The organism is Acidovorax sp. FG60 (genome assembly GCF_057808995.1).
In genome coordinates, this window is sequence record NZ_JBMDJC010000004.1 from 265,300 (window position 1) to 279,149 (window position 13,850).

The window sequence follows — 13,850 nt, forward strand, 5'->3', positions numbered from 1 at the left end:
GCGCTTATCCAACAAGCGCTAGCGGCCATTTTTATTCAAATTCTGCGCCCCCGTAGCTCCGCGGCGCTGCGCGGAGCGGTGGATGGACCGGGCAGCCCGCTCGCTCCACCGTTGCGCATCCGTTCACGCCGTCGCAGGCTCACCACCCGGCCCCGTCTGCGGTAGCACCAGCCGCGCGCGCAGCCCCTGGCCGGGGGCGCTGTGCAACTCCAGCGCACCCCCCTGGGCGCGCGCCACGCGCTCGGCAATCGCCAGCCCGAGCCCGGCCCCCGGTGCGCCCGCACGCGCCGTGCCGCCGCCACGTGCAAAAGGCTGGCGCATGCGGTGGATCTCTTCGGCGGTGATGCCGGGACCCTGGTCCTGCACCTCCAGCCATACCTGGGTGGCGTCTGCCCCTGTGCGCAACACCACCGGCGGCGCACCGTGGCGCCAGGCGTTTTCCACCAGGTTGTCCAGCGCGCGGCGCAGGGCCTGGGGGCGCACGGGCACGTGGGGCAGGGCCCCCAGTTCCAGCACCAGCGCGCGGCCATGGTCGGCCTGCGCCTCGGCCACGGCCTGGGCCAGGTCGTTGAGCGATGCGGTGGTGGGCGCCTCGGCATCACCGCTGCGTGCGAACTGAAGGAATTGGCCCACGATGCCATCCATCTCGTCGATGCTGCGCGCCATGCTGGCCGCCAGCGGCGCATCGACCTGCGGACCCGCAATCTCGACCCCCAGGCGCAGCTTGGTCAGCGGCGTGCGCAGGTCGTGCGACACACCGGCCAGCATCAGGGCGCGCTCGTGGTCGGCGGTGGCCAGGCTCTGTGCCATCTGGTTGAAGCTGCGCGCCACGGTGGCGATTTCTTCGGGCCCATCATCCGGCAGGGTTGCGGGCGACTGGCCTTGCGCCAGTTGCTGCGCCGCGCCCACCACCTGCACCAGCGGGCGGTTGATGTGGCGCTGCAGCCACCACGCGCCCAGCAGCGCCAGCAGCATGCTGGCCAGCGTGGCGGCCAGCCAGGCGCCGGTGAACTCACGGGTGGGGAACACGCTGGGGAGGTTGAGCCAGTAGCTCTCGGCCCCCTCCGCGCCCTCGTGTACCACACGCAGGGACAGCACGCCGGTGCTGTCGCGGCGCCACAGCGGTTGCGTCGGTTGCGGCGGCTGTGTCGCAGCATCGTTCGCACCCAGACGGCGCGACACGGCCTGCACAAACTGCCGCTCCAGGGGCGACAGCAGCGTGCGCCGCGCTGCGCTCTCCGGCGCAACGGGCGGGGCGGACAACACGGCCTGCCGGTTGAACGCCTCGACAAATGCCACACGCTGCGCCGGGGGCAGTGCCTGCAGCCCCGCACGCAGCGCGGCCACATTGCGCGCCACGCCATCGGCCACCTGCGCGACACGGGGCTTGAAGATCATCTGCCGCACCAGCACCGCCGCCACCAGCTGCCCCAGCACGATGAGCACGGCCATCAGCAGCAGGTTTCGCCCGAGCAGGCTGCGCGGCCAGAGCCCCCAGCGGCGGGTGGTTGCAAAGGCCATCATGGCTGGCGCCCCCCGCCCGGCGCAGCGCCATCGGGCACAAACACATAGCCCACGCCCCACACCGTGCGGATGTGGCGCGGCTGGGCCGGGTCGGCCTCGATGAGCTTGCGCAGGCGCATCACCTGCACGTCGATGCTGCGGTCGGTGGCGGTGTGGTCGGGCCCATAGGCCAGCGCGATAAGCCGGTCGCGCCCGAGCGGTCGGTGTGGCTGCTGGGCCAGCGCCTGCAGCAGTGCGAATTCGCCGGTGGTCAGGGGCACGTCCTGCGCACCCTGACTGTGGTCGTCGTCGCTACCGTCGTTGCGCTCCAGCCGGCGCTCATCCAGCCACAGCGTGAAGGCGCCAAACACAATGCGCCCGCCCGCCTGGCGCGGCCCGGTGTGGGCACCCAGCACACGCTGGCGCCGCACCATGGCCTGGATACGGGCCAGCAGCTCGCGCGGGTTGAAGGGCTTGGGCAGGTAGTCGTCGGCGCCCATCTCCAGACCCACGATGCGGTCCACCGGGTCGCCGCGTGCGGTGAGCATGAGGATGGGAATGGTCTCGCCCTGCGCACGCAGGCGGCGGCAGATGGCCAGGCCGTCCTCGCCGGGCATCATCACGTCGAGCACCAGCACATCGAAGCGCTCGCGCTGCAGCAGCACGTCGAGCGGGCCCGCGCCTTCGACCGTGCGCACGGTGTAGCCCTGGTCGCTGAGGTAGCGCTGCAGCAGGGCACGCAGATCGGGCTCGTCATCAGCGACCAGGATTTTGGCCAGGGGGTCGGTCATGGGGCAGGGAGCAACGTGGCAAGTGAAGGCGGCGTGGTGGCAATGGTAGGCGCTACTTGGACGGTACGGCGGGCCATGCACCCCCAGCCATGACAAGGCATGACGGAGTCGCAGTCGTTTGTCATGGTTTGTCATACATCGGCGGATTTCTGCCATCAATGGCTCACACCCGGGACCCACAGTACAGCCATGCCACACCCCAAGGCAAACCCCAAGGAGTTGACCACCATGCCTTTGCTGCCCCACCCCGCTGACAACGACCTGCTGCACCGCCCCGCGCTGGCAGCGGGTGTGCTTGTGTTACCCGCCCTCGCCACCCTGGGGCTGAGCGCCGTGCTGGCGCTGGCCGCCCCCACCGAAGCGCAGGCCCGCACCCGCCGGAGCGTGGAACACAACGCCGATGGCAGTACCACCGCCCACACCGGCGTGGCGCGCAGCGGCCCGAACGGCGCGATGCTGCGCGGCCGCACCGCCACCACCGATGGGCAGGGCAATGGCAGCGTGACCCGCCGCGGCGCCACCGTGGGCGCGCAGGGCGGGGTAGCCGCACGCCAGGGCAGCACCACCCGCAGTGTTGACGGCAGCGCCAGCCACAGCGGCACGGTGTCCGCCCAGAATGCCCAGGGCAGCCTGCACAGCAGCGGCGGGGCGAGCCGCAATGCCGACGGCAGCGTGGAGCAGGCCCGCAGCACCACCGCCACCAGTGCGGCCACCGGCAACAGCGTGCAGACACAAAGCAGCTACAGCAAGGACAGCGGCTTGAGCCGCAGCGCAACCTGCTACGACGCGAGCGGCACGGCCATGGCTTGTCCGACGCGGCCTTAACACCGTCTGGACCCAGCCATCGATTGCCCCCTCTGACCTCAGGAGCCTTGCCATGTCCCTGCGCCGCACCCTCACCTTGACCACCCTCGCCGCGCTCACGCTGGCCACCGCCAGCGTGCAGGCCCAGACCACCGCGCACAACGGTGGCCGCCTGCGCGCCCTCATCGCACAAAAGCAGGCCGCCGCCGCACCGGCCGTCCTGGCCGCCGGCGTGCAGCGCATCGCCGATGTGCCCTACGGCACCGACCCGGCACAGCGCATGGATGTGTATGTACCCACCAGCCCCACCACAGGCACCAACAGCCTGGTAGCCAGCGCGGTGCGCGCGCCGGTCATCTTCATGGTGCACGGCGGCGGCTGGCGCATTGGCGACAAAGCCATGGGCCGCGTGGTGCAGGAGAAGGTGAACCGCTGGGTGCCCAAGAGCTTCATCCTCATCTCCATCAATTACCGCATGCTGCCCGACGCGCCCGTGGCCGTGCAGGAGCGCGATGTGCAGGCCGCCCTCATGGCCGCGCAGCAGCGCGCGGGCACCTGGGGCGGGGACCCGAGCCGCTTCATCCTCATGGGGCACTCGGCCGGGGCCCACCTGGTGGCCCTGCTCAATGCCCGCGCCCCGCAGGCACTGCGCGAAGGCGCCTGGCCGTGGCTGGGCACGGTCTCGCTGGACAGCGCCATGATGAACGTGCCCGCCCGCATGCGCGCCCCGCACCTTCCGCTGTACGACGACGCCTTTGGCACTGACCCTGCATATTGGGTAGCGATGTCGCCCTTCCACCAGTGGACGGCGGGCGCTCCGCCGATGCAGATGGTGTGCTCCACCCAGCGGGCGGACGACCCCTGCCAGCAATCAGATGCCATGGCCCGCCACGTGCGCAACCAGGGCGGCCGCGCCGAGGTGTTGCCGCAGGACCTGGACCATGGCGAAATCAACGCCCAACTGGGCCTGGACAGCGATTACACCCGCGCGGTGGAGGCCTTCATGGGATCGCTGGACGCTGAGGTGGCCCGTCGCTTGCAGTGATGCAGCGGCAGATTGCTACTGAATTAATAGCTGCTAGCGCTTTATAGATAAGCGCTAGCAGCCATTTTCATTCAAATTTCGCCTGCAGGTAGGGCGCCAGATACCGCCCCGTATGGCTGGCCGGGTTGGCTGCCAGCTCCTCCGGTGTGCCCACGCCCACCACGGTGCCACCGCCCGCACCACCCTCCGGCCCCATGTCGATGAGCCAATCGGCGGTTTTGATCACGTCGAGGTTGTGCTCGATGATGACGATGGTGTTGCCCGCGTCGCGCAGCTGGTGCAGCACCTTGAGCAGCAGATCAATGTCGGCAAAGTGCAGGCCCGTGGTGGGCTCGTCCAGGATGTAGAGCGTGCGGCCGGTGTCGCGCTTGGAAAGCTCCTGCGCCAGCTTCACGCGCTGCGCCTCGCCACCGGAGAGCGTGGTGGCGGCCTGGCCCAGGCGGATGTACGACAGGCCCACGTCCAGCAGCGTCTGCAGCTTGCGCGCGATGGTCGGCACGTCCTTGAAGAAGGCGGCAGCGTCTTCCACCGTCAGCTCCAGGATCTGCGCGATGTTCTTGCCCTTCCACAGCACTTCCAGCGTCTCGCGGTTGTAGCGCTGGCCGTGGCAGATGTCGCAGGGCACGTACACGTCGGGCAGAAAGTGCATCTCCACCTTCACCACGCCATCGCCCTGGCAGGCCTCGCAGCGGCCACCGGCCACGTTGAAGCTGAAACGCCCGGGGCCATAGCCACGCTCCTTGGCGGTGTTCACCTCGGCCATCAGCTCGCGGATGGGGGTGAACAGGCCGGTGTAGGTGGCCGGGTTGCTGCGCGGCGTGCGGCCAATGGGGCTCTGGTCGACGTTGATGACCTTGTCAAAGTACTCGATGCCCACGATCTCGTCGTGCGCGGCTGGCTCTTCGTGCGCGCGGTACAGCTGGCGGGCCACGGCGGCGTACAGCGTGTCGTTGACCAGCGTGCTCTTGCCCGAGCCCGACACGCCCGTCACGCAGGTGAGCAGCCCCACGGGGAAGTCCACCGTCACACCCTTCAGGTTGTTGCCCGTCGCGCCTGCCACCCGCAGCGCCTGCAGGGCGCCCTGGCGTGCGTGGTGCTCGGCCATGCGTTCGGCGCGGCGTTTGCTGGCTTCGGTCTGCGGAAAGCGCGACTTGGCCTTGGCCTCCACCACGGGTGCAGCCTGCTCGAGCACCGGCAGCCAGGGCGTGCGGCGCGGGGGCACGGCGATCGAGCGCACGCCCGACAGGTACTGGCCCGTGAGCGACTGGGTGTTGCCACGCACTTCGTCGTAGGTGCCCTGCGCCATCACGCGCCCGCCGTGCACGCCCGCGCCGGGGCCCATGTCGATCACGTGGTCGGCGGCGCGCATCATGTCTTCGTCGTGCTCGACCACGATCACGCTGTTGCCAATGTCGCGCAGGTGTTTGAGCGTGGCGATCAGCCGGTCATTGTCGCGCTGGTGCAGGCCGATGCTGGGCTCGTCCAGCACGTACATCACGCCCGTCAGGCCCGATCCGATTTGCGAGGCCAGGCGGATGCGCTGCGCCTCGCCGCCGGAGAGGGTCTCGGCGCTGCGGTCCAGGCTCAGGTAGCTCAGGCCCACGTCGTTCAGGAACTGCAGGCGCGTGGCGATCTCGCGCACCACCTTGTCGGCGATCTCGGCCTTGGCGCCGGTGAGCTTCAGGTCGTTGAACCAGGTGTGGGCGGTGTTCAGTGTGGCGTGGCTCACTTCAAAGATGGCGCGGGCCTGCTCGCCCTCGCCCAGCCGCACGTGGCGGGCTTCACGGCGCAGGCGCGTGCCGTGGCATTCGGGGCAGGGCTGGGTGCTGCGAAAGCGCGCCAGGTCCTCGCGCACCACCACCGAATCGGTCTCGCGGTAGCGCCGCGACATGTTGGGGATGATGCCCTCGAACGGGTGCTTCTTGGCATACACCTTGCCCTTGGAGGCACCGCTGTCCATGATGTAGCTGAAGGCGATTTCTTCCTCGCCCGAGCCGTGCAGGATGGCGTGCTGCACCGGTGCGGGCAGCGATTCAAACGGCGCCTCGATGTCAAACGCGTAGTGCTTGGCCAGGCTCTCGAGCATCGCAAAGTAGTAGCCGTTGCGCCGGTCCCAGCCCTTGATGGCGCCGCTGGCCAGGCTCAGCGTGGGGAAGGCCACCACACGCGCCGGGTCGAACACATCGCGCTGGCCAATGCCGTCACACGCGGGGCACGCGCCCATGGGCGAATTGAACGAGAACAGGCGCGGCTCCAGCTCCGGCAGCGAATAGCTGCAGACGGGGCAGGCGAACTTGCTGCTGAACAGGTGCTCTTGCCCCGTGTCCATCTCCAGCGCCAGCACGCGGCCATTGCCCTCATGCCCGCCCACGCGCAGCACCGCCTCGATGCTCTCGGCCAGGCGCTGCTGCAGGTCGGCGCGCACCTTGATGCGGTCGATCACCACGTCGATGTTGTGCTTCTCGGTTTTCTTGAGCGCGGGCAGGTTCTCGTGCTCGTAGATCTGGCCATCCACCCGAAAGCGGACGTAGCCCAGCGCCTGCATCTGTGCGAACAGCTCGGTGAACTCGCCCTTCTTCTCGCGCGCCACGGGCGCCAGCAGCATGAGCTTGGTGTCTTCGGGCAGGGCCAGCACGGCATCCACCATCTGGCTCACCGTTTGCGCGGCCAGCGGCAGGTTGTGGTCGGGGCAATACGGCGTGCCAGCGCGGGCGTACAGCAGACGCAGGTAGTCGTGGATCTCGGTCACCGTGCCCACTGTGGAGCGCGGGTTGTGGCTGGTGGCCTTCTGCTCGATGCTGATGGCGGGCGACAGGCCTTCGATCAGGTCGACATCGGGCTTGTCCAGCCGCCCCAGAAACTGCCGCGCATAGGCCGACAGGCTCTCCACATAGCGCCGCTGGCCCTCGGCATACAGCGTGTCGAACGCCAGGCTCGACTTGCCCGAGCCCGACAGCCCGGTGATCACCACGAGCTGGTTGCGCGGGATGTCGAGGTCGATGTTCTTGAGGTTGTGCGTGCGCGCCCCCCGGATGCTGATGCGCTGCTCGCGCAGGGCGCGGGCGAGGTAAAGACCGCTGCTGTCGGCAGCTTGGGCATCGGTGGGGGAATGGGAGTCGGTCACGGAGTGGGGAAACAGCAGGGAAACCGACCATGATAGGTCAAGCCCCATGCCCTGTGTTGCAGCTGCTGCCATGCCAGTACCATTGCACGCCATATTCATTTGCCTACACCAAAGTGACCGATCCCACACCACCCCACGTCCCCCATGTCCATGCCCAGGCGCTGACCGTGACCCGTGCGGAGCGCGAGCAGTTGGGAGGCCACCCCGGCCGGGTGGTCTGGCTCACCGGCCTGTCGGGTGCGGGCAAATCGACCATTGCCAATGCGCTGGAGCGGGAACTGAATCGCCAGGGCAAACGCACCTACATCCTGGACGGCGACAACATCCGCCAGGGGCTGAACCGTGATCTGGGGTTTTCGGACGCGGACCGGGCAGAGAACATCCGGCGTGTCGCACAAGTGGCCCGCCTGTTTGTGGACGCGGGCGTGATCGTGGTGGTGGCTTTCATTTCGCCCTTTCGTGCGGAACGTCAGGCGGCCCGGGAACTGTTTGCCCCGGGCGACTTCCTGGAAGTGTTTGTCGATGTGCCGCTGGCACTCGCCGAAGAGCGCGACCCCAAAGGCCTGTACCGCAAGGCCCGCACGGGCGAGTTGCGCCAGTTCACCGGTATTGATTCGCCCTACGAACCACCGCTGGCCGCCGAGCTGGTGCTGCCCACAGCCCAGCTCACGCCCCAGGAATGCGTGCAGCGGATCTGCGCTTTGCTGTGAGCCTTTGGGCCGGTCAGCCATGCATTGGGAGCCGTGCCACGCCTCGCACATGCCCACGCGAATCACAACTCCTGCCCAATGGGCGAAAATCCCTGCTTTACCTGCCCCATAGGGCACCACCGTGCCGGATTCTCCTTCTTCACTTGCGGGCGCTGCCCCGCCGCCCCTGTCGCCATCGCCTTCCGGCAACGCCATGACCCCGCAGGAGCGCCGCTCCAGCCTCAGCCTGGCGCTGATCTTTGCGCTGCGCATGCTGGGCCTGTTCCTGGTTCTGCCCGTGTTTGCGCTGGAGGCCCGCAAGTACCCCGGTGGGGATGACCCCGCGCTGGTGGGGCTTGCCATGGGCATCTACGGCCTGACGCAAGCCGTGCTGCAGTTGCCGCTGGGCATGGCGTCCGACCGGTTTGGGCGCAAGCGCGTGATCGTGCTGGGCCTGCTGGTGTTTGCGGCGGGCAGCCTGCTGGCCGCGCTGGCCGATTCGCTCACGGGACTGCTGGTGGGCCGCGCGCTGCAGGGCGCCGGGGCCGTATCGGCCGCCGTGACCGCCCTGCTGGCCGACCAGACCCGCGACGCCGTGCGCACCAAGGCCATGGCGCTGGTGGGCGGCAGCATCGGACTGATGTTTGCCGTCGCGCTGGTGGCCGCACCGGTGCTGGCGGCCCACATCGGGCTCGCGGGCTTGTTCGGGCTGACCTGCGCCCTGGCGCTGGCAGGCGTGGCGGTGGTGATTTGGTGGGTGCCCGCAGAAACCGCGCAGCACCAGAATGCGCCCCGGGGCCGCCTGGCCGATGTGTGGGCCCACCCCGACCTGCTGCGCCTGAACCTGGGGGTTTTCGTTCTGCACACCGTGCAGTTGTCCATGTGGGTGGCCGTGCCGGCCATGCTGGTGCAGGCGGGCCTTAGCAAAGACCACCACTGGCAGGTCTACCTGCCTGCGGTGGTGCTCTCGTTTGCGGCCATGGGCGGGCTGTTTGCGCTGGAGCGTGCGGGCAGGCTGCGCGCCGCGCTGCTGGGTGCCATTGCACTGGTGCTGCTGGTGCAGGCAGGCCTGGGCCTGCTGGCGGGCAGCGGCAGCACACCCACACTGTGGGTGCTGGGGCCGTTGCTGTTTGTGTTTTTCTGTGGATTCAACGCGCTGGAGGCCAGCCAGCCCAGCCTGGTGTCGCGCATGGCGCCGCCGCAGCTGCGCGGTGCGGCGCTGGGCAGCTACAACACGCTGCAATCGCTGGGCCTGTTTGCGGGCGGCGCGCTGGGCGGCGCCCTGGTGAAATGGGCCGGCGCGCCGGGCCTGTTTGCCGCCACCACCGTGCTCACGGTCCTGTGGCTGGTACTGACCTGGCCCCTGCGGCCCGTGGGGCGCGGCGGCCACTGAGTGGTGGATCGCGCCATGCCGCCAGAGCTTCCATTGCGAGCCGGTTGCGGCACAATGGCGCGTTTGGCGCCCGGAATCCTTCTCCAAATCCGGCGCTTCTTTCATCCCTTTAAGGCAAAAACAGCACCATGGCATCCGTAAACAAAGTCATCATCGTCGGCAACCTGGGCCGCGACCCTGAAATGCGCACTTTCCCCAGTGGCGATCAGGTGGCCAACGTGACGATTGCCACCACCGACAAGTGGAAAGACAAGCAGTCTGGCGAAATGAAGGAAGCCACCGAGTGGCACCGCGTGGTCTTCAACGGCCGCCTCGCCGAGATCGCTGGCCAGTACCTGCGCAAGGGCTCGCAGGTGTACGTGGAAGGCAGCCTGCGCACCCGCAAGTGGACTGACCAGAGCGGCGTGGAAAAGTACAGCACCGAGATCCGTGCTGACCAGATGCAGATGCTGGGCAGCCGCCAGGGCATGGGCGGCGGCCAGGGGGGTGGTGGCCAGCAAGGCGGCGGTTACGACGATGGCGGCTACGGCGGTGGCGACCAGGGCGGCGGCTACGACCAGGCCCCCCGCCGCGCCGCGCCCCCACCACGCCCCATGGCGGCCCCTGCCCAGCGCCCTGCACCTGCGCCCGTGGCACAGCCACCCCGCGCAGCCTCGGGGTTTGACGACATGGATGACGACATCCCCTTCTAAAAGCCGCGCTTTCCAGTTTTGTAAAAAGGCCCGCAGCACAGACGCTGCGGGCCTTTTTTTTCGCCCGCACGATGGTCAAGAAGCGCTGAATCAACAGCACGCAGCGCTTCTTCTACAACGGCCTGCGCCATTCCCACCCCCTCAGTTTGTCCAGTGCGGCACGGGGACAACGGCGCCAACACTTTCTTACACCGGTTGCGCCCAACTCGAAGATCATCGGGCGCTTGTTGGCGGCTGGCCTGCGGTGCCGCCAGCAAATTCTGGTTAGTCACAACAACATTCAACAGCACAAGAGAGGGATAGCCATGCCAGGCTTTGTTCGCAAGATTTTGATTTTCATCACCGGTTACGCGTGGCTGCTGCTACTGGCCGGGCCCGGCCTGATCGGCCTGTCGCTGTACAGCGGCTGGAAGGCCGATGGCGACCATGCCTACGCAGCGCGGGAAAGCCTGCAGAGCGTGGCAGGCACGGTGACGCAGGCTTCGGAGGTCACCGTCAAGCGCAAGCGCCGCGCTACCAAGCAGTTCTACGAAATCAGCGTCCAGCCCGAAGGAGCAGGCGCCGAGGCCCGCAAACTGCGCATCGACTACAGCACACCCCAGGAACTGGTGGGCAACCTGATCGACGAAAAGATCACCGCTTTGGTGGACAAGAGCGACAACGACCTGGTGTACGAAGTGGCGGTCGATGGCAAGCCCGTGATCAGCTATGAGACCACCAGGCAGCGCCTGCAGGCCGAGGCAGCGTCCTCAGCCAGGTCCTTCAGCGGCGCTGGCACCTGGATTTTCGCGATCCTGCTGACGCTGATCGGCGCCGCCGGTGTGTGGTCCAACCGCAGGCTGCGTGCAGCGGACTCCAGCCAGCAGCTCAGCGCGGCCTGAGAATTTTTCACAGAGAGGGAGGGAGGAGGCGCCTGGTGCGCCCCTCCCGTGATTTCACAACTAGCACAGAGCGAGGAATACGCCATGAATCCCAATGTCCTGACCCCTTCGACGCCGGAAGGCGCACCGTTTGAACGGCGCGATTTCATCGTTGCTACCTACAAGCACCTCGGCGTGGCCATGCTGGCCTTCGTGGTGCTTTCCGCCGTCCTGATGGCGACCGGATTTTCCGGCACAGCGGCCAAGATGCTGCTGGCCAGCGGCAACAAGTTCCTGTGGCTGGGCGTCATGGGCGCGTTCATGCTGGTGGGCTGGCTGGCCTCGTACATGGCCGACAACGCAGAGAGCCCGCAAACACAGCTGATGGGCCTGGGCCTGTATGTACTGGCCGAAGGCCTGATCTTCGCGCCGATGTTCGGCATCGCCCAGATCGTGGCCCCCGGTGCCATTGGCGCTGCGGCCTTCATCACGCTGCTGCTGGTGGGCGCGCTCACCTGGACGGCGTTCACCACCAAGACCAACTTCTCGTTCCTGGGGGGCATCCTGAAGGTGGGCGGCCTGGTGGCCCTGGGCACCATCATTGCCGGCGCCATCTTTGGCTTCAAGCTGGGCATCTGGTTCTCAGGGATCATGGTGCTGTTTGCCGGCGCCTGCGTGCTGTACGACACCTCGCGCATCATCCACGACTACCCCGCCGACCGCCCTGCGGGCGCTGCGCTGCACCTGTTTGCATCGATCGCGCTGATGCTCTGGTACGTGCTGCGCATCCTGATCAGCCTGGCGACCAACGACGACTGAGCCGCCATTCTCGAAGCCCCGCGCGGTGGCAAGGGCCGGCTCCTGCAAAGGGGTCGGCCCTTTTCTTTGCAGCAGGCTGAAATCCAAGAAAAATCAGGCTCTGGCGCTTGATGGACAAGCGGCAATAGCTATATTATTGATAGCAATTCATCGTAAGTGCATTCAGGTGCACCTGACACGCGTGGCCCAGCCGACATCCGAGGTCGCATTCCCCGTGGGCGCACCGCAGCTCCACAGCCTGCCGCCCAACTCCGGCATGCCATTTTCCTGTCGTCCCTTGCGCCCGCTGCTGGCACAATTAGAAACAGCAAGACAGCCAGCATGCACCAGTGCGCGCTCGCTGGCCCGTCGATAACGCCTCGCGCGCCACGGCGGCATCTCGACGACTCCCCAATTACCCACTGATCCTCTTTCTGTCCATCATGCGCAAATACCTCTGGCTATCCTTGACCTGTGCGGCCCTGCTCGCCAGTTGCGGCGGCGGCTCGTCCGACGGCGAAGACGTGGGCCCCGCCCCTGGCGTACAGCAATACCCCGGCGGCATATGGGAGGGCACGGTGGGCACCGGCGCTGCGCAGCGGCAGGTGGTGGGCTACATCGATCCCGGCCCGCTGGGCACCGGGGGCGAGTTCTACATGGCACGCGAGGCCCCGGGCGCAGCGGGCTTTGATGCGATTTACGGGCGTTTGAATGTCAACGTCACGGCAGTGCTGGCCACTGGCGTCACGTACTACTCGGTCCAGGACGGCAAATTTGCCACGGGCCTGACGCTGCGTGGCACGGCATCGAACAGCGGCAAGATCGGCCGCACCGACGGCATCAGCGGCAATTACTCTGACCCCGTGCAGACGGCGGCTGCGTCCGGCGCGGTGGTGCCGATCAAGCTCTCGTACAGCAGCCTGAACTTCCACCCCGCACGCGCGAGCCTGGTCGAGGGCACCTACCGGGGCACCGGCCTGTTTGGCGGCGGATGGGTGCTCACCGTCACCCCACAGGGCCAGCTCTCGGGCCGCATCGGCGGCTGCCTGGTCACGGGCACGGCCACGCCACGCGCCGCAGACTCCCCGCTGTATTCGATGACGCTCAATCTCTCGGGCGACACCACCTCCTGCGAGGCCAGCGGCACGCAGCAATCCGGCATCGCCGTGCTGCGGTTTGATGCGGCAGGGGTGCCCAACGGCATCTGGGTGTTCACGCGCAATGCGACGGGCCCGAACAACACCTTCACCCTCAACGGCATTGCCGACCCCCGCACCACAGTGCCGCCTTCCACTACGCCGTTGTCGGTGGCAGGCAACTGGCAGGGCTCCTTCACGCTGCCTGCAGGCGTGATTGGCGATACGACCGTCTGGGGCAGCGTGCTGCCGGACGGTGGCCTGTTCTTCTACACCAACAGCAGCCTGGACCACAACGCGCTGTATGGCCGCCTTATCCGCTACGAGAACAACGTCACGAACAACCGTTTTGTGACGGCCAACGATGGCGTGTTCTTCAACCGCCTGCTGGCCAACACAGGCGCCTACAACGAGTCCGTGCTGATCGACGGCACGCTCCAAAGTGGCGATGGCACCAGCACCGCCGGCCTGTTCAGCGGCAGCTTCAGCTACCCAACGCAGCCAGGTGGTTTCCCCACCCGCTTCAGCGTGACGCCCGACCCGCTGTACGCCCTGCCCTCCGGCAAGGTGCCCAACGCGGCCCTGATCGTTGGTACCTACAAGATGGCTGGCACGGGTTTTGGTGGCGACACCACAACACTGACGGTGTTTGCCGATGGCGCCATCACGGGCCTGACCACCAGCGGCTGTGAAGTGGCGGGCAAGCTCCTGGGCGAACTGGGCAGTGGTCTGAATCTGTACCGCGTCGAGGCATTCGGCTACCTCAACAGCCCCAACGCACCCATCACCTGCGGCCTGTCCTCGGGCCCGCCGCAGTCCGGCTCGGCATCGGCACAGTTCGATGCGAATGGCAAGGTCATTGGCCTGCGCATCCTGACTGCCGGGTTGTCCGCGGCTGGCACACGTGCCCACACCGTGTTTGTGGGCGCCAAGCAGACCACGCCGTAACGGCAGGGAGCACCCCTCGCGCTAGGCGGGGGGTGCTGCAACCGGGCAATCACTGCGGTGCCCCTGT

Annotated in this window: 12 protein-coding genes; 8 read left to right on the forward strand and 4 right to left on the reverse strand. The window is 67.4% G+C overall.

Translation table 11 applies throughout. The features are described 5' to 3' along the window. Positions 1 to 123 precede the first annotated feature (123 nt). Entirely contained in the window at positions 124 to 1,524 is a 1,401-nt protein-coding gene (locus ACODS0_RS08370) for an ATP-binding protein (RefSeq protein ID WP_488834213.1), read from the reverse strand. Next, on the reverse strand, positions 1,521 to 2,294 hold the full coding sequence (locus ACODS0_RS08375; protein ID WP_488834215.1) for a response regulator: 774 nt from the start codon (positions 2,292 to 2,294) through the stop codon (positions 1,521 to 1,523). Before ACODS0_RS08375 ends, ACODS0_RS08370 begins: the two co-directional genes overlap by 4 nt. A gap of 228 nt (positions 2,295 to 2,522) precedes the next feature. Here ACODS0_RS08375 and ACODS0_RS08380 point away from each other — a divergent pair, with 228 nt between their 5' ends. Next, positions 2,523 to 3,119, forward strand: a complete 597-nt coding sequence (locus tag ACODS0_RS08380; protein ID WP_055400371.1) for a hypothetical protein — start codon at positions 2,523 to 2,525, stop codon at positions 3,117 to 3,119. 52 nt (positions 3,120 to 3,171) lie between these two features. Further along, the gene (locus ACODS0_RS08385; RefSeq protein ID WP_488834219.1) at positions 3,172 to 4,143 is read left to right on the forward strand and encodes an alpha/beta hydrolase; all 972 of its coding nucleotides are present in this window, start codon (positions 3,172 to 3,174) and stop codon (positions 4,141 to 4,143) included. 67 nt (positions 4,144 to 4,210) lie between these two features. On the opposite strand, the gene uvrA is transcribed toward ACODS0_RS08385, so the two are convergent. Continuing rightward, entirely contained in the window at positions 4,211 to 7,267 is a 3,057-nt protein-coding gene (gene uvrA / locus ACODS0_RS08390) for an excinuclease ABC subunit UvrA (protein WP_488834222.1), read from the reverse strand. Between the two features lie 113 nt (positions 7,268 to 7,380). Here uvrA and cysC point away from each other — a divergent pair, with 113 nt between their 5' ends. The 3 genes from cysC to ssb all read left to right on the forward strand — a co-directional run bounded on the left by cysC (position 7,381) and on the right by ssb (position 10,041). Continuing rightward, positions 7,381 to 7,977, forward strand: a complete 597-nt coding sequence (gene cysC / locus ACODS0_RS08395) for an adenylyl-sulfate kinase (protein WP_055400369.1) — start codon at positions 7,381 to 7,383, stop codon at positions 7,975 to 7,977. 193 nt (positions 7,978 to 8,170) lie between these two features. Beyond that, a complete protein-coding gene (locus ACODS0_RS08400) occupies positions 8,171 to 9,349 on the forward strand; it encodes an MFS transporter (RefSeq protein WP_488834372.1) in 1,179 nt (392 codons plus the stop codon). Between the two features lie 128 nt (positions 9,350 to 9,477). Beyond that, positions 9,478 to 10,041: a single-stranded DNA-binding protein gene (ssb, locus tag ACODS0_RS08405; protein WP_218300811.1), complete on the forward strand. Its 564-nt coding sequence runs from the start codon at positions 9,478 to 9,480 to the stop codon at positions 10,039 to 10,041. Here ssb and ACODS0_RS08410 read toward each other — a convergent pair. Beyond that, positions 10,038 to 10,331, reverse strand: coding sequence for a hypothetical protein (locus ACODS0_RS08410; RefSeq protein ID WP_488834225.1), 294 nt, complete (start codon positions 10,329 to 10,331; stop codon positions 10,038 to 10,040). The genes ssb and ACODS0_RS08410 overlap by 4 nt on opposite strands. A 15-nt stretch (positions 10,332 to 10,346) precedes the next feature. Here ACODS0_RS08410 and ACODS0_RS08415 point away from each other — a divergent pair, with 15 nt between their 5' ends. The 3 genes from ACODS0_RS08415 to ACODS0_RS08425 all read left to right on the forward strand — a co-directional run bounded on the left by ACODS0_RS08415 (position 10,347) and on the right by ACODS0_RS08425 (position 13,783). Next, a complete protein-coding gene (locus ACODS0_RS08415) occupies positions 10,347 to 10,922 on the forward strand; it encodes a hypothetical protein (protein ID WP_488834227.1) in 576 nt (191 codons plus the stop codon). A gap of 84 nt (positions 10,923 to 11,006) precedes the next feature. Beyond that, positions 11,007 to 11,720, forward strand: a complete 714-nt coding sequence (locus tag ACODS0_RS08420) for a Bax inhibitor-1/YccA family protein (protein WP_121421645.1) — start codon at positions 11,007 to 11,009, stop codon at positions 11,718 to 11,720. Positions 11,721 to 12,142: 422 nt separating this feature from the next. Beyond that, on the forward strand, positions 12,143 to 13,783 hold the full coding sequence (locus ACODS0_RS08425) for a hypothetical protein (RefSeq protein ID WP_488834229.1): 1,641 nt from the start codon (positions 12,143 to 12,145) through the stop codon (positions 13,781 to 13,783). Positions 13,784 to 13,850: the final 67 nt, after the last annotated feature.

Coding starts and splice junctions, on each gene's coding strand:
- ACODS0_RS08380 (WP_055400371.1), top strand. CDS start 2,523: ATGCCTTTGCTGCCCCACCCCGCTGACAACGACCTGCTGCACCGCCCC.
- ACODS0_RS08420 (WP_121421645.1), top strand. CDS start 11,007: ATGAATCCCAATGTCCTGACCCCTTCGACGCCGGAAGGCGCACCGTTT.
- ssb (WP_218300811.1), top strand. CDS start 9,478: ATGGCATCCGTAAACAAAGTCATCATCGTCGGCAACCTGGGCCGCGAC.
- ACODS0_RS08415 (WP_488834227.1), top strand. CDS start 10,347: ATGCCAGGCTTTGTTCGCAAGATTTTGATTTTCATCACCGGTTACGCG.
- ACODS0_RS08400 (WP_488834372.1), top strand. CDS start 8,171: ATGACCCCGCAGGAGCGCCGCTCCAGCCTCAGCCTGGCGCTGATCTTT.
- ACODS0_RS08375 (WP_488834215.1), bottom strand. CDS start 2,294: ATGACCGACCCCCTGGCCAAAATCCTGGTCGCTGATGACGAGCCCGAT.
- ACODS0_RS08385 (WP_488834219.1), top strand. CDS start 3,172: ATGTCCCTGCGCCGCACCCTCACCTTGACCACCCTCGCCGCGCTCACG.
- ACODS0_RS08370 (WP_488834213.1), bottom strand. CDS start 1,524: ATGATGGCCTTTGCAACCACCCGCCGCTGGGGGCTCTGGCCGCGCAGC.
- ACODS0_RS08425 (WP_488834229.1), top strand. CDS start 12,143: ATGCGCAAATACCTCTGGCTATCCTTGACCTGTGCGGCCCTGCTCGCC.